Annotated in this window: 19 protein-coding genes; 11 read left to right on the top strand and 8 right to left on the bottom strand. The window is 51.4% G+C overall.

Annotation, left to right across the window (positions count from 1 at the left end; translation table 11 throughout):
• Nucleotides 1-69: 69 nt before the first annotated feature.
• Nucleotides 70-441, bottom strand: coding sequence for a MerR family DNA-binding transcriptional regulator (locus tag E6C74_RS15410; protein ID WP_136486835.1), 372 nt, complete (start codon nt 439-441; stop codon nt 70-72).
• Nucleotides 442-738: 297 nt separating this feature from the next.
• Between E6C74_RS15410 and E6C74_RS15405 the strand changes: the two genes are divergently transcribed.
• The 7 genes from E6C74_RS15405 to E6C74_RS15375 all read left to right on the top strand — a co-directional run bounded on the left by E6C74_RS15405 (nt 739) and on the right by E6C74_RS15375 (nt 8,563).
• Nucleotides 739-1,971: a thiolase family protein gene (locus tag E6C74_RS15405; RefSeq protein WP_136486833.1), complete on the top strand. Its 1,233-nt coding sequence runs from the start codon at nt 739-741 to the stop codon at nt 1,969-1,971.
• Nucleotides 1,972-2,085: 114 nt separating this feature from the next.
• On the top strand, nt 2,086-3,579 hold the full coding sequence (locus E6C74_RS15400) for a CoA-acylating methylmalonate-semialdehyde dehydrogenase (RefSeq protein ID WP_136486831.1): 1,494 nt from the start codon (nt 2,086-2,088) through the stop codon (nt 3,577-3,579).
• A gap of 131 nt (nt 3,580-3,710) precedes the next feature.
• Entirely contained in the window at nt 3,711-4,865 is a 1,155-nt protein-coding gene (locus E6C74_RS15395) for an acyl-CoA dehydrogenase family protein (RefSeq protein ID WP_136486829.1), read from the top strand.
• Between the two features lie 27 nt (nt 4,866-4,892).
• Nucleotides 4,893-5,687, top strand: a complete 795-nt coding sequence (locus E6C74_RS15390) for an enoyl-CoA hydratase (RefSeq protein ID WP_136486827.1) — start codon at nt 4,893-4,895, stop codon at nt 5,685-5,687.
• Between the two features lie 33 nt (nt 5,688-5,720).
• Nucleotides 5,721-6,878 carry an enoyl-CoA hydratase/isomerase family protein gene (locus E6C74_RS15385; protein ID WP_136486825.1) on the top strand — a complete coding sequence of 386 codons (1,158 nt, stop codon included), beginning with the start codon at nt 5,721-5,723 and terminating at the stop codon, nt 6,876-6,878.
• Nucleotides 6,875-7,777 carry a 3-hydroxyisobutyrate dehydrogenase gene (mmsB, locus tag E6C74_RS15380; protein WP_136486823.1) on the top strand — a complete coding sequence of 301 codons (903 nt, stop codon included), beginning with the start codon at nt 6,875-6,877 and terminating at the stop codon, nt 7,775-7,777. The genes E6C74_RS15385 and mmsB overlap by 4 nt, the downstream gene beginning before the upstream one ends.
• A 27-nt stretch (nt 7,778-7,804) precedes the next feature.
• A complete protein-coding gene (locus tag E6C74_RS15375; protein WP_136486821.1) occupies nt 7,805-8,563 on the top strand; it encodes an SDR family oxidoreductase in 759 nt (252 codons plus the stop codon).
• A 104-nt stretch (nt 8,564-8,667) separates the two neighbouring features.
• On the opposite strand, the gene E6C74_RS15370 is transcribed toward E6C74_RS15375, so the two are convergent.
• Complete coding sequence (locus tag E6C74_RS15370) at nt 8,668-9,417, bottom strand: glutamine amidotransferase (protein ID WP_136486819.1); 750 nt, start codon at nt 9,415-9,417, stop codon at nt 8,668-8,670.
• A 241-nt stretch (nt 9,418-9,658) separates the two neighbouring features.
• On the opposite strand from E6C74_RS15370, the gene E6C74_RS15365 reads away from it, so the two are divergent.
• The 3 genes from E6C74_RS15365 (at nt 9,659) to E6C74_RS15355 (ending at nt 11,330) form a co-directional block, all read left to right on the top strand.
• Nucleotides 9,659-10,462, top strand: a complete 804-nt coding sequence (locus E6C74_RS15365) for a MetQ/NlpA family ABC transporter substrate-binding protein (RefSeq protein ID WP_136486817.1) — start codon at nt 9,659-9,661, stop codon at nt 10,460-10,462.
• Nucleotides 10,463-10,661: 199 nt separating this feature from the next.
• The gene (locus E6C74_RS15360; protein WP_136486815.1) at nt 10,662-10,901 is read left to right on the top strand and encodes a YdcH family protein; all 240 of its coding nucleotides are present in this window, start codon (nt 10,662-10,664) and stop codon (nt 10,899-10,901) included.
• A 177-nt stretch (nt 10,902-11,078) separates the two neighbouring features.
• Nucleotides 11,079-11,330: a DUF2999 family protein gene (locus tag E6C74_RS15355; protein WP_136486813.1), complete on the top strand. Its 252-nt coding sequence runs from the start codon at nt 11,079-11,081 to the stop codon at nt 11,328-11,330.
• A gap of 213 nt (nt 11,331-11,543) precedes the next feature.
• Here E6C74_RS15355 and E6C74_RS15350 read toward each other — a convergent pair whose 3' ends face one another.
• The 5 genes from E6C74_RS15350 to E6C74_RS15330 form a co-directional block, all read right to left on the bottom strand.
• Complete coding sequence (locus E6C74_RS15350; RefSeq protein WP_136486811.1) at nt 11,544-11,798, bottom strand: GlsB/YeaQ/YmgE family stress response membrane protein; 255 nt, start codon at nt 11,796-11,798, stop codon at nt 11,544-11,546.
• Nucleotides 11,799-11,882: 84 nt separating this feature from the next.
• Complete coding sequence (locus E6C74_RS15345) at nt 11,883-12,566, bottom strand: GntR family transcriptional regulator (protein ID WP_136486809.1); 684 nt, start codon at nt 12,564-12,566, stop codon at nt 11,883-11,885.
• Between the two features lie 27 nt (nt 12,567-12,593).
• Complete coding sequence (locus E6C74_RS15340) at nt 12,594-13,883, bottom strand: TRAP transporter large permease subunit (RefSeq protein ID WP_136486807.1); 1,290 nt, start codon at nt 13,881-13,883, stop codon at nt 12,594-12,596.
• A 2-nt stretch (nt 13,884-13,885) separates the two neighbouring features.
• The gene (locus E6C74_RS15335; protein WP_168797039.1) at nt 13,886-14,392 is read right to left on the bottom strand and encodes a TRAP transporter small permease; all 507 of its coding nucleotides are present in this window, start codon (nt 14,390-14,392) and stop codon (nt 13,886-13,888) included.
• Between the two features lie 90 nt (nt 14,393-14,482).
• Nucleotides 14,483-15,487, bottom strand: coding sequence for a TRAP transporter substrate-binding protein (locus tag E6C74_RS15330; RefSeq protein ID WP_136486803.1), 1,005 nt, complete (start codon nt 15,485-15,487; stop codon nt 14,483-14,485).
• A gap of 466 nt (nt 15,488-15,953) precedes the next feature.
• On the opposite strand from E6C74_RS15330, the gene E6C74_RS15325 reads away from it, so the two are divergent.
• Complete coding sequence (locus E6C74_RS15325; protein ID WP_136486801.1) at nt 15,954-16,337, top strand: hypothetical protein; 384 nt, start codon at nt 15,954-15,956, stop codon at nt 16,335-16,337.
• Nucleotides 16,338-16,350: 13 nt separating this feature from the next.
• Here the strand turns inward: E6C74_RS15325 and E6C74_RS15320 are convergent, their stop codons facing one another.
• Nucleotides 16,351-16,965 (bottom strand): LysE family translocator, encoded by a 615-nt coding sequence (locus E6C74_RS15320; protein WP_136486798.1) that lies wholly within the window; start codon nt 16,963-16,965, stop codon nt 16,351-16,353.
• Nucleotides 16,966-17,083 lie beyond the last annotated feature (118 nt).

Raw genomic sequence — 17,083 nt, 5'->3', positions numbered from 1 at the left:
GCCTATTACCTTGAATAAATAAGTACCTGGAAGACATCAGTAACAGGAAGAAATCAGTACTTGGAATCGCTAATTACTAACCTTCAGAGCCTGCTCGCAACGTTTGCGCGCAGCCTCCAACTCTCCCATTACGGCTCCGATGTCATCCAGCTGACGCTGTAAAACCGCCTTTTTATCCTCAATAATATTGAGCATTTTCACTAACTGTGTCTCGCCCTGATGAGCATCGTAAAGCTCAAACAACTCGCGAATTTCGGCCAGAGAAAAACCCAGACGTTTGCCACGCAAAATCAACTTCAAACGGATCTTATCCCGTCGCTGATAGATGCGCACTGTGCCTTTGCGCTCTGGCTGTATTAAGCCCATGTCTTCGTAAAAACGAATACTGCGGGTTGTAATATCGAACTCCTTGGCGAGCTCGCTGATTTTAAAAGTTTCCACTGACCGAAGTCCTCCAACTGCTCATTAGGGCTGGTCTGAAACCAGCGATGAGGGACGTTTGTGCTGTCAGTCACCTGTGACAGAGCCAGGTGATAAATTGTTATTGTTGTTAGTTTGTTTCTTTACGTTTACGTAAATGTTAGTGCTATGCTTACGTAAACGTCAAGAAGCCGCTGGGCGAAAATCGCCGGGTTGAAGCGCCTCAGAAAATCAACGAGGCGATTGTGTTCAGTTGTACCCGCCTATAACAAGCGCCTTGTGGTGAATACTTTCGTCAACGACACCGAGGACGAGGGCATGGGAAAAGCCATTTGGATTGTATCTGCCAAACGTACACCGCACGGGCGCTTTCAGGGTGCTTTGCGAGATTATTCTGCCCCCGCACTAGGCGGGCTGGCCATTAAGGCCGCATTGAATGCCGCGTCAGCGCCGGTTGAGCAGATCGACGAAGTGCTGATGGGCTGTGTGCTGACGGCTGGGTGTGGCCAGGCGCCGGCCCGTCAGGCCGCACTGGCGGCCGGGCTGCCGTACTCTATCGGCTGCAGCACCGTTAACAAGGTGTGTGGTTCGGGTATGAAAACCGTGATGCTGGCCTATGATTTGATCAACGCCGGTGCCGCGCGCTGCGTTATTGCCGGCGGCATGGAGAGCATGACCAATGCGCCATATCTTTTGACCAATTCGCGCAGCGGTATGCGGATGGGCCATCAAACAACCTACGATCATATGTTTCTCGACGGATTGCAGGATGCCTATGAGGGCCATTTGATGGGGGTTTATGCCCAGCAAGTTGCTGACAAATTGCAGTTCAGCCGCGAGCAGATGGACGAATGGGCGGCACTGTCGGCTCAGCGTGCCTGGGAAGCGCAGGATCAGCAACTGTTTGTTGCCGAAATGGCGCCGGTTAGCCTGGGGCAAGGGGCGGACATACTCGATTACGATGAGCACCCACGTTCGATCCGGCTGGAAAAAATTGCCCGGCTGAAACCTGCATTCAGTGCTGATGGCACGGTGACCGCTGCCAATTCAAGCGCGATAGCCGACGGCGCCTCAGCCTTGATGCTGATGGATGACGAGAGTGCTCTTGTGCAGGGTATTGAGCCTCTGGCGATAATGCGCGGTCATAGCACCCACGCCAGGCATCCGTCTGAATATACCTTAGCGCCGGTGTATGCTATTGAGCAGTTGCTTTCACAGCTCGACTGGTCAGCCGATGAGGTAGACCTGTGGGAAATTAATGAAGCGTTCGCTGTGGTGACTCAAATTGCGATCCAAAAGCTGGATCTGGATGTGGACCGGGTCAACGTCAAAGGCGGCAGCTGTGCTCTCGGCCATCCGATTGGTGCCAGTGGCGCAAGAATTCTGGTTACTTTGATTCACAGTCTGCGTCAGTTACAGGCTTTAGGCGTGGATGGTAACCGTGAACACAAAAAAGTCATGCGCGGTATCGCCACGTTGTGCATTGGGGGTGGTGAAGCGACCGCAGTAGCGATTGAAGTGCCGGTGCCTGATGAGGGGCCGCTGTCATGATGTTCTGCTTGACTAATCTCCTGCTACTGAGTCTGCATAGCATGCAGCGTCCCGTTTCTGCTGTCAGTTTGACCGGGCTGATCCCGGTGCGAGCTGACTTGAAAGGATCCGATTATGAGTCATTCTGTCCCGTTATTTATTGATGGTGAGTTTCGCCAGTCGGTGAGCCAGGAGTGGGTGGACGTCACGAATCCGGCCACAAATGAGGTTTTAGCACACCTGCCTTGTGCCACGGAAGAAGAGGTGAACGCTGCAGTGCGTAGTGCGCTGGCCGCGTTTGAGTCGTGGAAAAAAGTCCCGGTACCGGAGCGGGCCAGGCTGATGCTGCGCTATCAGCATTTACTCAAAGAGCATCATGATGAACTGGCGCAACTGCTGTCACAGGAAACCGGAAAAACCACAGCGGATGCCAAGGGCGACGTATGGCGCGGGATTGAAGTGGTGGAACAGGCCGCCAATATCGCCAGCAACATGATGGGGGAAACGGTTGAGAATGTCGCGTCTGATATCGACACTTATTCGCTTATTCAGCCGCTCGGCGTCTGTTGTGGTATTACCCCATTCAACTTCCCGGCGATGATCCCGTTGTGGATGTTTCCGCTGGCGATTGCAGCGGGTAATACCTTTGTCCTCAAACCTTCAGAGCAGGTGCCGCTGACCTCCGTGCGCCTGGCACAACTGTTTGAGCAGGCCGGAGCGCCGCAAGGCGTACTGCAGATAGTGCATGGCCGCAAAGCGCAGGTCGACTTTCTGCTCGCTCATCCGGATATCCGAACCATCTCTTTTGTCGGTTCGGTCAAGGTGGCGCAGTATATCTATCAGCAAGGCACTGCCCATTTCAAACGGGTGCAGGCGTTTGCCGGGGCTAAAAATCATCTGGTCGTGATGCCGGATGCCAATAAAGAACAAGTCATCAATAACCTGGTGGGTGCCTCGGTGGGGGCGGCGGGTCAGCGCTGCATGGCGATATCGGTTGCCATTCTGGTCGGGGAAGCGCGCGACTGGCTGCCGGATCTTAAACAGGCGATGGCCGCTATGCGGCCCGGACGCTGGGATGATGAGCACGCCGCTTACGGGCCGCTTATCAGCCCGCAGGCGAAGCAGAGAGTGCTGAGCCTGATTGAACAGGGGAAACAGCAGGGGGCGGTGTGCGAACTGGATGGCAGCCAATGTACGGTTGATGGGCTGCCGCAGGGTAACTGGGTCGGGCCGACCCTGTTTAGTGGTGTGACGACCAAGATGAGCCTGTATCGTGAGGAGATCTTTGGTCCGGTGCTGGTGTGTATGCAGGCGGACAGCCTGGAAGAAGCCATTACTGTCATTAATCGCAATCCTTATGGCAACGGCACGTCGATTTTTACCGCCAGCGGTGGTGCTGCGCGTAAATTCCAGCATCAAGTTCAGGTCGGGCAGGTCGGGATTAACGTGCCGATCCCGGTGCCGCTGCCGTTCTTCTCCTTTACCGGCTGGCGCGGGAGTTTCTACGGGGATTTGCACGCCTACGGCAAGCAGGCCGTGCGCTTTTTTACCGAAACCAAAACGGTCACCGCGCGCTGGTTTGAGGATGATATTCCCGGCGGGCCTAACCTGACCATTCATCTCAGATAAGTGACTCAATCCTCTGCAGCGCAGGCAACCTTGACTGTCAGGCAGAGGCATAAACAGGCAAAAGACAGAGCAAGAGCTCAACAGAGAAAAAGCAAGGCTACAAAAACGGACAGACAGATACGGAGCTCAGTATGGACTTTGAACTGAATGAAGATCAACGGGCGTTTGCCGATACCGCGCGCCAGTTTGCCAGTGAACGTCTGGCACCATTTGCTGCGCAGTGGGATGCAGAACAGTTTTTCCCCAAACAGGTGTTACGTGATGCCGGAGAGTTGGGTTTTCTCGCGCTTTATACGCCTGAAGAAGATTGTGGCCTTGGACTGAGTCGCCTTGACTCGTCGATTGTGTTTGAACAACTTGCGATGGGCTGCACCTCGACCACCGCGTTTATGACTATTCATAACATGGTGACCTGGATGGTCGCCAGCTTCGGGACTCAGGAAGCGAAAGCCTATTTCTGTCCGCAACTGGTGTATGGCAAATGGCTGGGCTCGTACTGTCTGACTGAGCCAAATGCCGGCTCAGATGCAGCGTCACTCACCACCACAGCGCGCAAGCAAGGTGACCATTATATCCTCAACGGCAGCAAAACCTTTATCTCCGGTGCTGGTGAAACCGATGTACTGGTAGTGATGGCGCGTACCGGAGAAGCAGGAGCAAAAGGCATTTCTGCGTTTGTGCTACAGGCTGACACGCCGGGAATCAGTTACGGACGCAAAGAACCCAAAATGGGCTGGAACAGCCAGCCGACCCGCGCGGTGACCCTGGAAAACGTCCGGGTGCCGGAAAGCGGTTTACTCGGACAGGAAGGGGAAGGATTTACCTTCGCCATGAAAGGGCTGGATGGCGGGCGGATTAACATCGCGACCTGCTCCGTCGGCACCGCACAACAGGCACTCAATCAGGCCACACAGTATATGCAGGAGCGCAAACAGTTTGGTCAGTCACTGGCTCAGTTTCAGGGGCTCCAGTTTAAGCTGGCGGATATGGCAACCGAGTTAGTAGCGGCGCGCCAACTGGTGCGCTATGCCGCCAGTAAACTGGATCTCGGGGACAGGGAAGCGACCACTTACTGCGCAATGGCGAAACGATTTGCTACCGACGTTGGTTTTCAGGTGTGTGATGCGGCGCTGCAACTATATGGCGGCTATGGTTACATCCGTGAATATCCGCTCGAACGCCATTTTCGTGACGTGCGTGTACATCAGATCCTGGAAGGGACCAATGAGATTATGCGTCTTATCATCGCGCGGCGGTTACTCAGTGAAGGGTGTGCGATTTGGTAGCGGGAAAGAGCAATTTACGGAGCGATTATGGCTGAAAACATTAATTCGGTAACGCCCATTGAGGTTGAAGTACGTCAGCATGTAGCGGTGGTTACCATGAACAACCCGCCTGCCAATACCTGGACAGAACAGAGTCTGGTGCAACTGAAAGGGCTGGTGGAGTCACTCAATAATGACAAAGATATTTATGCCCTGGTACTGACCGGGGAGGGCGACAAGTTTTTCTCGGCCGGAGCTGATCTCAAGCTGTTTGCCGATGGCAATAAGGCCACAGCTCACACCATGGCGCGCGTGTTTGGCGAAGCGTTTGAAACCCTGAGTACGTTTCGTGGGGTGTCGATCGCTGCCATTAACGGCTATGCGATGGGCGGTGGTCTGGAGGTCGCGCTGGCATGCGATATTCGGGTTGCAGAGCGGCAAGCTGTTTTAGCGTTACCTGAAGCCAAAGTCGGTTTACTGCCCTGTGCCGGCGGAACGCAGAATCTTACCGCTCTGGTCGGTGAAGGCTGGGCGAAGCGGATGATTTTATGTGGTGAGCAGATCGCAGCAGATCAGGGGCGGCAGATAGGTTTGGTGGAAGAGGTGGTAGAAAAAGGACAGGCGCTGACTTGCGCGCTTGAGATGGCGCAGAACGTGGAAAATCAGTCACCGTCTTCCGTGGCTGCCTGCAAGCGACTCATTCAGCAGACTCGTTATGCGACTCACCAGCAAGGTTTGATCAAAGAACGCGAATACTTCCTCAACCTGTTCGATACTGAAGATCAGACCGAAGGCGTGCAGGCGTTTCTGCAAAAACGCAAACCGCACTGGAAAAACCGTTAGGTCAGAAGATAAACATCAATGTGAGGAGGAGATATGACTGACCGTGTCAGCTTTCAGGAGCTGAGGTGCCGGGATAATGTCCATAAAATTGGCGTCGCGACATTAGACAATCCGGCTTCGCTCAATGCTCTGAGTTATAACATGCTGGCCTTGCTGTTTGACCAGCTTTTACGGTGGCAACACGATGATAATCTGGTGTGTATTTTACTTGAAGGTGGTGGAGAAAAAGCGTTTTGTGCTGGTGGCGATGTCCGCACTATGCACAATGTCATGCGTGATAAAAGTGATGAAGAGATTCAGGCGTTCTGCACCGAATACTTTTCACTTGAGTACCAGTGTGACTATTTGATCCACACCTATACCAAACCGATCATCGCGTGGGGAGATGGGATTGTTATGGGTGGCGGAATGGGACTGTTCATGGGATGCAGTCACAAGGTCGTCACCCCGCGCAGCCGTCTGGCCATGCCGGAAATCAGTATCGGCCTGTATCCTGATGTGGGTGGCACCTGGTTCCTGAACCGTTTAGCACCGGGCATTGGCCTGTTTCTGGGCCTGACCGGCGCGTCGGTCAATGCCTTTGATGCTATTGATATTCGCATGGCCGATTACTTACTGCATTACCAGGACCGTTCGCCTTTGCTGTCGGTGCTGCAGGCTCTGGACTGGCAGGGAAATCACCTGGCACAGGTCAGCCGGGTACTCGATGAACTGGTGGCAAAGGATGGTGATGACGGGGTCAGTAGCCAGCTACTGCCTTATCTGGCTAAAATCCAATCGGCAACTAAAGCCGATACTCTGACTCAGGTGTGCGAACAGATACTCGCAATCGAAGGGCAGGACAAATGGATTGATACCGCCCGGCGTAACCTTGCGGCTGGTAGTCCGATCTCGGCCCATATCTGTTACCGTCAGATTACCCAATGCCAGCAACTGAGTCTGGCCGATTGCTTTAGGCTTGAGCTGAGTTTATCGGTGCGCAGTGGTTTGTTGGGCGAGTTTCAGGAAGGCGTCCGGGCACGTCTTATCGATAAAGATGGAGAACCCCACTGGACATTCAAAAGTGTCGCCAGCGTGGACGATGCGGTGATAGACCAGCTCTTCACCTCGTTATGGCCGGACGAAATTCATCCACTGGCAAGTTTAGAACAGGTGCATCAGTCAATTCCACCTCAAGGAGGCGTGGCATGAAGACGATAGCGTTTATCGGACTGGGTAACATGGGTTCTCCCATGGCAGAAAATTTGATCAAATCAGGCCTCGCCCTGCAGGTGTTTGACCTCAATCGCGAAGCTGTGAAACGGCTGCAACCGCTGGGTGCTAAGGTGGCTGATTCTGTTGAGGAAGTGGTTCAGGGCGCTGATACGGTGATTACGATGCTGCCTGCCGGCGTGCATGTCCGGGCGGTGTATCTGGGCGATCATTCCGGGGCGGTGGGTCTGTTGAATCTGGTTAAGCCCGGCACGTTTCTGATTGATTCTTCCACCATAGACCCTGAGTCGGCACGGATTGTCGCCGAGCAGGCAACCAATAAACAGCTGGATTTTGTGGATGCGCCGGTATCGGGTGGAGTGGCAGGGGCTCAGGCCGGAACGCTGACCTTTATTGTCGGCGGGACAGATACGGCATTTGAACAGGCCCGGCAGGTTCTGCAACACATGGGGAAAAACATTTTCCATGCTGGTAAAGCCGGTGACGGCCAGATGGCGAAAATATGCAATAACCTGATGTTGGGTATTCTGATGTCCGGAACGTGTGAAGCTCTCAATTTAGGCATCGACAACGGACTTGATCCTGAAGTGTTGTCTAACATTATGCTGCAAAGTTCAGGCAGAAACTGGGCCCTGGAGTTATATAATCCGTGTCCCGGTGTAATGGAAAATGTGCCAGCCAGCCATGATTACAAACCGGGCTTTATGAGTCAGTTGATGCAAAAGGATCTTGGTCTGGGTATTGATGCCGCTCTGAAAAGCCAGTCATCGATTCCGATGGGTTCGCTGGCACGTAATCTTTATGCCTATCACAATGCGAATGGCAACCAGGAACGGGATTTTTCCAGTCTGTTTGAGTTCTATCGTTCCCGGGGCTGACAGGCAGAGATCAACAGGAGGCTGCAAATGAATCTCAAAGAGAGTGTGATAGCAATTACGGGTGCAGGCCAGGGGCTGGGGCAGATGATGGCGGTCACGCTTGCTCAGGCGGGGGCTGATCTCGCCTTAATCGATACTAATGAAGCGGCTTTGATAGACACTCAGAGGCAGTGTCATATGCTCAGTGCTAAAGCGATTTATTATGTAGCGGATGTCACCAATGAAGCGCAGGTAGTCGACGCATTTCACGACATTGTGGTTGATTTTGGCCAGCTAGACGGTTTGATTAATAACGCCGGCATATTGCGGGATGGTCTGCTGGTCAAAGTGAAAGATGGCGTGGTCAGTAAAATGTCACTCGAGCAGTTTGATAGTGTGATGAACGTGAACGTTACCGGAACCTTTCTGTGTGGACGCGAAGCGGCAGTGAAAATGATCGAAACCGGCAGTAAAGGGGTGATCATCAATATCTCCAGTGTCTCGCGGGCCGGCAACATGGGCCAGACGAATTATTCAGCTTCTAAAGCTGCTGTCGCAACAATGGCGACCTGCTGGGCCAAAGAGCTGGCTCGCTATGGTATTCGGGCTGCCGCGATCGCCCCAGGTATCGTTCATACTGCGATGGCAGACCAGATGAAACCAGAAGCGGTAGAACGTCTTAAAGAAATGGTGCCTTTAGGGCGGATGGGAGAGCCGGTCGAAATTGCCCAGGCGGTGAAATATATACTGCAGAATGACTACTTTACTGGCCGGGTGCTGGAAGTGGACGGTGGCCTGCGCATGTGATTTTTATTGTGCAATATCGTTGAGGTATCAAAAAGCGTCAGTGAATCCACTGACGCTTTTTTTATCACGGCTTGCCTTTTTGTCGCAGCTTATCTTTTGCAGTATTAGGCCGCGCCCAGTGACTGATTTTGCTGTTCGACCAGGCCAGCAAAGTTCACCAGCACCTGTCTGGCATGATGGGTCTCTTTCACTGCCGCTTGCTTGCGTTCGTAATCATCAGGTAATTCATGCTGCAAGCCGGCTAACGACAGCTTCATCACTTGTGGGGTAAACTCCGGGTGGAATTGTACGCCCCAGCAACATTCACCGACCCGATAGGCATGATGAGGTTCAAAGTCGCTGCTTGCCAGATGGACGGCATTTTCAGGTAAGGACAGTACCGATTGATAATGGACCGCCTGCGCGTCGAACTGTGCTGGCAGATCGCTAAAGATAGGATCCTGCGCTGCATCCGGCTGTTTGTTGATGGCTATCGTACCGATTTCCAGTCCGTTTGGATGGTAACCGACTTTGCCGCCTAACGCCTGAGCAATCAGTTGGTGACCAAAACAGATCCCGAGCAGCGGAATACTACGTTCAACCAGATCCTCGATTTCCCGTGACAGGCGCAGCATCCAGTCTTCTTTGTCAGATGCCATCGCCAAAGAGCCCATGATGATCACACCTGCCAGATGGTCGGAGTGTGGCAGTGGTTGATTAATACCGTCGTGAAACTCAATTATGGCCGTCTGATTGGCCGGTATCGGATGGCGATATGCCTCAATGACGTTTTTAGCCCATTGCTCAAATTTACCGAACGCATCTAATTGTGGTTTAGGTGGCAATCCCACATTAACGATTAATAACTTTTTCATGGCGCTCCTTGTGATTCATATTCATCCTTGAACATAATTTTCAATCTAGAGAAATATTCTCCTCACTGCAACGAGAATTTGTTGCGTCATAAGATGTGAACCAGCACCAAAATTGGGCAAAAGAGGGAGCAATGATTGAAGCGTTGAGAAAGAAAGATTGCGCTTGCATAAAAAAATGGCCCGCGTAGTATAGAGGTTTAGATGGCTAAACGTCTGTAACCTACAGCATACGGAGAGAGTAATGAAAGGACTTAAGCGAGTCGGTCAATGGGTACTGGCTGCGGCATTGGTAGCAGGTTTGGCGGCCTGTGGTCAGAAAGAACATACTGAAATAAAAGTGGGTGCAACCGTTGGTCCTCATGCTCAGGTCGCTGAAGCGGTCGCCAAAGAAGCGGCGAAGCAGGGCTTAAACGTTAAAGTGGTCGAATTTTCTGACTACATTACGCCCAATGCGGCGCTGGAAGATGGCAGCATTGATCTCAACAGTTACCAGCATCAGCCTTTTCTCGATAACTACAACAGCAGCCACGATTCCCACCTGGTCTCAATTGGTCAGTCAATCCTGATGCGAATGGGAGTATATTCTAATAAGTACCACTCGCTGGATGAGTTACCACAAGGCGCCCGCATTGCGATTCCAAATGATCCGACCAATGGCGGACGTGGTTTGTTGCTGTTTGCTGATAGCAACCTGATTACCTTACGTGAAGGGGCTGGATTTAAGGCGACTCTGAACGATGTGGTTGAGAATCCGAAGGACTTTCAGTTTGTTGAAGTGGATGCCGCTCAGTTGCCACGCACTCTGGATGATGTCGATGCTGCGGCAATTACGATGAACTATGTCATGTCAGCCGGGCTGGATCCGAAAAAGCAGGGGATTTATCTGGAATCCAAGCAGGCACCTCTGGCGGTGATGGTAATTGCGGCGCGCGAGCAGGACAAAGACAACGAAGATTATAAAAAGTTCGTCCAGATTTATCAGTCTGAAGGCATCCGTGAATATATGCAGCAAGCCTTTAAAGGCACAATTGAGCCCGCTTTTTAAGGAGTTAGGGCTGACAACTCAACCGCTGTGGTTATCCATGGCGGTTTTTTATTTTTCCCGGTCTGGGAAATGGATCTCAGAATGACGAAACCTGAAAAATGCTGACTTGAGTCATGGTTACAGGCTGCTACATTTACTATTGTGCGGCTCAAAAAGTGCGCACCTTATTTGTGTGACCAACCAACTTAACGAGGTTTCTATGCTAGGCGAAAATCACTCTTTAGCGCATGAGTATCCAGAACATATGGACACCATTTCCCAGTTAAGCGCGAGCGATGATACGTTTGCAGAAAATGCGTCAAATTACGATGCACTAGACAGAGAAATTAGAAAGTTAGAACTGCGAGGTGCACCGATTGATGATCACAACATGAATTCGATGAAGCTCAACCGGGCAGAGCTGAAAGATTGGCTCCATTCCCGAATCATGAACGTCTGAAACCCGGCGACAATCATCGGTTGGTAACCACAATACCAGCCCGCCAAACAGCCACCCTATGGGTGGTTGTTTGTTATCTGCGGTTTATACTGGTTTTATGCATCATTGCCGGTACACGCCTCAGCGCGCTGATGGTAAACTGCGGCTCTGTTTTATTGAGTAGCTAAAGGTAATCTCATGAACCCAATTATTGCGCTGTTGAAAGAGAACAACATCAGTGATCAGCAAATTCGCGAAGTGTTTCAGGCTCTGACCCAAAATCCTCTGATGGCGATGGCCACCATCAGCCAACTTGGTCTACCGCAGGAAAAACTGCAACTGCTGATGGGCCAGGTGATGCAAAACCCGGCTTTGATTAAAGAAGCGGTAGAAGAACTTGGACTGGACTTCGCTAAAGTTGAAGAAGCAAAAGCGAAACTACAACAATAAAGGTTGTCGTCAGTTCACAGTGAACCAGGCATTGCGTAGCTAAGACTCTACTCAACGCCTGGTTTTAATAACAGCTGAGTGTTTTAATAAAAACTAAGTGTTTTAACCACAACTAAGTGATGGAAAGGCTGCATGAGGCAGCCTTTTTAATCAGTATGATGCTTCGATTCACCCATAATCTCGGCGTATCGTTAAGCTGTCGCCTGTTAGAGGCTACCGTCCTTTGAAGAACCGGTTGTAAACCAGCAACAAGACAATCGCACCGAGGGTTGCCGTCAATATACTGCCCAGATTAAAACCATTGGCGCCACCAAAACCCAGCACGCCGCCGATAAGTCCGCCGACAAAGGCACCACCGATACCTAACAACATTGTGGCTATCCAACCGCCGCCATCTCGTCCCGGCATCAGCCATTTTGCCAAAGCACCTGCAATTAAACCCAGAATGATCCACGCGATGATACCCATATGCACTCCTTATGTTGTTTTGTGTAAGCATAGTCTATGAGTGTCATAGTAAAATGGGCGCATGACAATTTTTGGTCAGCGTCCTTACTGACTGACATAACGCGAAGACGCGAGGAAAGACTGGTGGATATGGGCTAGCATCATGTCCGAGGCTTCATGGGTCATACCTTTGATGACCGATTTGACGATTTCACCGTGCTCAACAAAAGACGAGCGCGCGCGATCGGCCAGTTTGAACTGCGCCCTTCGATAAGGGGCAACCTTAGCTCTGGCGCTGAGCACGGCTTCTTCCACATAACGGTTATGACAGCCATGGAACAGGGCCTCATGCAGTTTGATATTGGCTTTGTCATACGCATCAATATTACCCGAGGTGACATGCTTATGGCTGTCAAGGTGGATGGCGAGCAGCTCTTCGCGTTCTTGCTGAGTCATCTTGACCGCAGCAAGTCGTACACACAGTGCTTCCATTTCGGCAACGTATTCAAACATTTCTGCCAGGCGGGATACAGGTACGGCACTGACAAACACTCCGCGCCGATGACGATGTTCAACCAGGCCACTGGCGGTAAGCTGTTTCAGCGCCTCACGGACCGGAGTCCGCGAGACCTGGAAACGCTGCGCAAGCTGAGCCTCATCAAGGCGAGTACCTGCGGCAATCACTCCCGCCAGAATATCGTCGGAGAGCGCAATCCGGATACTGTCCGCCAGAGGCACCGACGGGTCAGAGACCAGTGATGCCGACAGTGAATTAGGGTGTTCAGACATAGGCTGATCTCCTTGATAGTCAGAGGGTTAGCCAGCAATACCCAGCATAACCATACTTGGCAGCCATAGGCTGATCGCGGGGAAGACGTTAATCAGCACCAGCACAATCAGAGCCAGCCACACCAAGGGCAGTGATCCGCGCACAGCTTCGCCATAGCTGACGTTATCCAGACTGCTGGCGACGAACAGATTCATACCAAACGGTGGTGTGAACATACCAATCGCACAGTTCACACACAGAATCACACCAAGGTGAATCAAGTCGATTCCTGCCGCCTGAGCCACCGAGACAACCAGTGGTACCAGAATGATCACAATCGAGTTCGGGTCCAGGAACATCCCGGCAATCAACACGATGCAGTTGATGATAAGCAGTAACATCAGTGGATTATCGCTGAGTTGGCCCAGAGCTGCCGACAGAGAATCGGTCAGGCTGGAAGTGGTCAGATACCAGGAGAATGCCGCAGCGGCAGAGACGATGATCATCACTTGGGTGGTGACGACTGAGCTGTCGACACACACTTTCCAGATGTCTTTCAGTGTCAGATCCCGATAAACGAACAGACCGACCGCGGCGGAGTAGATAACCGCGACCGCAGCGGCCTCAGTCGGGGTAAACAAGCCGCTGTAAATACCGCCCAGAATAATGACTGGGATCGCCAGCCCCCAGATTGCTTCTCTGATTGCCGCCAGCAGCTCAGACATGTTCGGAAACGGCTGTGATTGCATACCGGCGCGGCGGGCGCGATAGTAACAGTAGGCAAGAAAAACCGAGCCGTACACGGCGCCGGCACCGATACCGGCCATAAAGAGTGCACCAATCGAAACCCCGGCCATGGCGCCGTACACAATCATAAAAATGCTCGGCGGTATAATGATGCCCAATGCACCGGTCGCCATCAGCAAACCGACACTGAACTGGCGGTCATAGCCTTCTTTTAACATTGACGGCAGGATAAGGCGTCCGACTGAAACCACGGTCGCCGGGCTGGAGCCGGAAATGGCACCAAAGAACATCGAGCCGGTGACGGTTGTCATCGCCAGGCCACCGCGAAACGGGCCAACCAGCAACAGCGCGACTTTGAGAATACGCGCCGACAGGCCGCTGGTGCTCATCAGGTTGCCGGCCAGAATAAAGAGCGGGATCGCCATGAGCGGAAAACTGTCCAGGCCGGAAAACATCCGTTGGATGATGAGCATCAGCGGAGTACTGCCGCCCAGGTGCAGCCCGATAAAGACGGCCAGGAGCAGGGCCACGAAGATAGGCAGGCCTAAAACCAGCAGCCCTGAAGTTAATGCAAAGAAACTGTAGCCCATGATCACGCTCCCACGTAGACGTTTTCGCTTTGTTGTTTCGGCTGTTTAAACAGCGCCAGCAAAGATTCACTGATGCGGATAAACATACAGACAGAACTGACCGGAATAGCCAGATAGAACCAGTACATCGGCAGCTCCATCGCCGACGATAACTGGCCGAACATCATCATGCGCGACGCCAGTTGCCAACCAAACCAGGCGAGCAAAAAGGTAGTGATCAGGCAGAGCACGCAGATCAGGATCTGAAATGGCTTTTGCAGAGCTTTGGGGAGCACTTGCTTGATGACATCAATACTGATGTGTGCGTTATTGCGAAAGGCGATGCTACTGGCCATAAACACCATCCAGATAATGGCGTAACGTACGCTCTCTTCAGCCCAACTAAATGAGGTATTGAAAACGGAGCGGGCGATAATCTGGCTAAACAGCATTCCCGATGCGTAGATGATCAAAACACCGACGATGGTGTTCTCAAAAAGGGCCAGCAGGCGGCTGAGTTTATTCCACATAAGCATTCTCCCGGGGGCAGCCCCGGGATCCTCGTTGAATAGTGATAATCGGAGGTGAAATGGTTGACGGAGGCTGTAGTTGCCAGTCCGTTACATTTCAGACAGTTGGCTTAGTTTTGCCTGAGCACGATCGAGCAAACCTTGACTCAGCTTAGCGCCAAACTCCTGATAAACAGGAGACATCGCATTGCGGAATTCGCCCAGCTGTTCAGGAGTCAGTGAGATAACTTCGGTGTTGCCTGCCTGTTTAATGCCGTTCAGGTAGACTTCCTCGCGTGCAATTGAACGTTCACGCTGGTAGTGACCGGCTTCGCGTGCGGCCGCAATAAGCAGTTGTTGATTTTTGGCCGACTGGCTGTCGAACCAGATCTTGCTGAATACGAATGCGGTACCGAGGTAACCGTGATTAGTTAACATCAGATCCTTTTGCACTTCATAGAATTTCATTTGTGAAATCGAAACCAGCGGGTTCTCCTGACACTCCACCACACCCTGTTGTAGGGCGGTGTAAGTTTCACTGAATGCGATCGGCACCGGGTTTGAACCCAGGGCCTTGTACTGGGAAATCAGCAGTGGACTTTCCATTACACGAACTTTGCGATCCTGCATATCCGCAGGCTTGGTAATTGGGTCATTACAGGTCATCTGTTTAAAACCACTTTCCCAGAACATCGCCGGTTCAAAACCTGACGAGCGCAGGCCAGACAGCACTTCATCACCGATTTCACCATCAAGAAACTGGTAGGCAACTTTGCGGCTCGGGAACAGGAATGGCATGTCAATCAGCTGCAGATCTTTATCAAAGCCACTCAATTTTGCCGTTGGAATCGGAGCCGCCTGAACGGCACCAAACTGCATTTGCTGAGCGACTTCCACATCGTTACCGAGCGCGTTATTGGCGTAGATTTTGACTTCATACTGACCGTCAGAGCGGGCTTCGACCAATTGCTTAAAGCGTTCAATACCTTCCTGCTGCGCGCTGTCTTCCGTCATATCGCTGTGTACTTTAATTAACGTTGCGGAGTAAGCATTCATACTCACAGCCGAGAATGAAAGAGCAAGGGTGCTGAACATAAATTTTAAACTGTTTTTCATCGGAATCCTCGTACCTGTCCTTGGTGGGTGTCTTGTATACAAGAGCAATATGGATGCCAGATGGTTAAATTTATAAATAACAATAACTTACATTATTTTCTGTTGTATCGTTGCACTAATAATGTGCAAATATTCTGCATTGTATACTTATTGTAGGGCAGGCATGACGGCACTCGGCTCTTACGGGATAGACAGGTACGCCTGAGACTGAGATCGGAAGCTGACAGCTACTGAGTGAGACAATAACGGTCACTCTTTGCCGGCTTTAAATCCGCTGGCGGGATTTATACGCTTTAATATAGAGAGGCGTTTCAACAAATAGCGTTTTTCAACACATATCGTTTTTCAAAAAATAGGGTTTTTCAGTAAATATGGCTTTTCAAGAAACATGACTTTTAGACCAATTGATTACCAAGCCATATGATTATCTAAGTAATAAGACTTTCCCAAAACAGAGGAGGTATCCATGTTGCATCATCTCAATCATCGACTGACTACGGTGGCTGAAAGTCTGGCAGAGTTCACTGGCATGATAACGCCGTATCTGACTGCCGGGGTCTGTACCTGCACCACCCACCAGAATCGGGTGGAATTTGAATATCAGCATGACCTGAGTTTTGAACAGGCCGCCGAGCAGGGAGAACGGCTGCTGAGCTTGTTCTGCTTCCCGCTCAGTTCTGATTCAGCGCAGCAAGTGAATCTGCTGGTAGATATTGCGGGCCAGGAACACACGACGCGGCTGCATTTTGATCTGACCACCCCGCAGGGCAGCGATTTACTGCTGCGCTACGTATGTGAAGAATTGTTGGCTTATTTTCAGCAACAGGCCGCAGAAAACAAACAACATTAACAGCAGGGGAGCTTTATCCTGCGTAGCTTACGATGATTTCGCTGATGACCGGTAAGACGGAGATGATCAGCAGGGCGGCCATACAAAGGTTAAACCAGCGCATGTAGGTCACATTGTCGAGATAACGACGCAGTATTGACCCGAACATCAGCCATACCCCGACACAGGGAAAAGAAACAATCAGGAACGTGGTGGCAATAGTGAGATTTTGCTGCGTGAACTGGTCTCCGACTGTGGTAAACGCAGATATTGCGCCTATTGCCACCACCCACGCTTTCGCATTGATCCACTGAAACAGTACTCCCTTGATAAAACCGAACGGCTGTGCATGTCGACCGCTCTGCCCAACAGTCCCGCTGCGGGCGATAAGGCAGGCCAGATAAAGTAAATACAAAGTTCCGGCGACTTTAATCAGCAAATTCAATCCGGGAAATAGGTTGAACAACTGCGCAAACCCCAGACCAACTAGCAGCAACATCAGGGCGAAGCCGATACAGATCCCACTCAGTAGTGGAATGCTTTTGCGTATGCCGAAATTAAGTCCGGATGTCATTACCATTATATTGTTAGGCCCAGGAGTGACGGATGACGAGATGGCGAACAGCACCACAGATAAAATGTATTCCATAGATGAATGTATTTCCTTGCTGGCAGACGATAACAGTAGCGCTATACTGCAATGGATTATTTATCGTATTAAATGTTCGATAAAAAGAACGATAAAGTGATATTGGACAGCGTTGAAT

The organism is Vibrio sp. H11 (assembly GCF_004804295.1).
GTDB classification, from domain to species: Bacteria; Pseudomonadota; Gammaproteobacteria; order Enterobacterales; family Vibrionaceae; genus Vibrio; species Vibrio ostreae.
This window is presented reverse-complemented; position numbering and strand designations above follow the sequence as displayed.

Bases quoted from the DNA above. Each gene is read 5' to 3' on its own strand.
- E6C74_RS15405 (WP_136486833.1), top strand. From the start codon at position 739: ATGGGAAAAGCCATTTGGATTGTATCTGCCAAACGTACACCGCACGGG.
- E6C74_RS15400 (WP_136486831.1), top strand. From the start codon at position 2,086: ATGAGTCATTCTGTCCCGTTATTTATTGATGGTGAGTTTCGCCAGTCG.
- E6C74_RS15395 (WP_136486829.1), top strand. From the start codon at position 3,711: ATGGACTTTGAACTGAATGAAGATCAACGGGCGTTTGCCGATACCGCG.
- E6C74_RS15390 (WP_136486827.1), top strand. From the start codon at position 4,893: ATGGCTGAAAACATTAATTCGGTAACGCCCATTGAGGTTGAAGTACGT.
- E6C74_RS15385 (WP_136486825.1), top strand. From the start codon at position 5,721: ATGACTGACCGTGTCAGCTTTCAGGAGCTGAGGTGCCGGGATAATGTC.
- mmsB (WP_136486823.1), top strand. From the start codon at position 6,875: ATGAAGACGATAGCGTTTATCGGACTGGGTAACATGGGTTCTCCCATG.
- E6C74_RS15375 (WP_136486821.1), top strand. From the start codon at position 7,805: ATGAATCTCAAAGAGAGTGTGATAGCAATTACGGGTGCAGGCCAGGGG.
- E6C74_RS15370 (WP_136486819.1), bottom strand. From the start codon at position 9,417: ATGAAAAAGTTATTAATCGTTAATGTGGGATTGCCACCTAAACCACAA.
- E6C74_RS15365 (WP_136486817.1), top strand. From the start codon at position 9,659: ATGAAAGGACTTAAGCGAGTCGGTCAATGGGTACTGGCTGCGGCATTG.
- E6C74_RS15360 (WP_136486815.1), top strand. From the start codon at position 10,662: ATGCTAGGCGAAAATCACTCTTTAGCGCATGAGTATCCAGAACATATG.
- E6C74_RS15355 (WP_136486813.1), top strand. From the start codon at position 11,079: ATGAACCCAATTATTGCGCTGTTGAAAGAGAACAACATCAGTGATCAG.
- E6C74_RS15350 (WP_136486811.1), bottom strand. From the start codon at position 11,798: ATGGGTATCATCGCGTGGATCATTCTGGGTTTAATTGCAGGTGCTTTG.
- E6C74_RS15345 (WP_136486809.1), bottom strand. From the start codon at position 12,566: ATGTCTGAACACCCTAATTCACTGTCGGCATCACTGGTCTCTGACCCG.
- E6C74_RS15340 (WP_136486807.1), bottom strand. From the start codon at position 13,883: ATGGGCTACAGTTTCTTTGCATTAACTTCAGGGCTGCTGGTTTTAGGC.
- E6C74_RS15335 (WP_168797039.1), bottom strand. From the start codon at position 14,392: ATGTGGAATAAACTCAGCCGCCTGCTGGCCCTTTTTGAGAACACCATC.
- E6C74_RS15330 (WP_136486803.1), bottom strand. From the start codon at position 15,487: ATGAAAAACAGTTTAAAATTTATGTTCAGCACCCTTGCTCTTTCATTC.
- E6C74_RS15325 (WP_136486801.1), top strand. From the start codon at position 15,954: ATGTTGCATCATCTCAATCATCGACTGACTACGGTGGCTGAAAGTCTG.
- E6C74_RS15320 (WP_136486798.1), bottom strand. From the start codon at position 16,965: ATGGAATACATTTTATCTGTGGTGCTGTTCGCCATCTCGTCATCCGTC.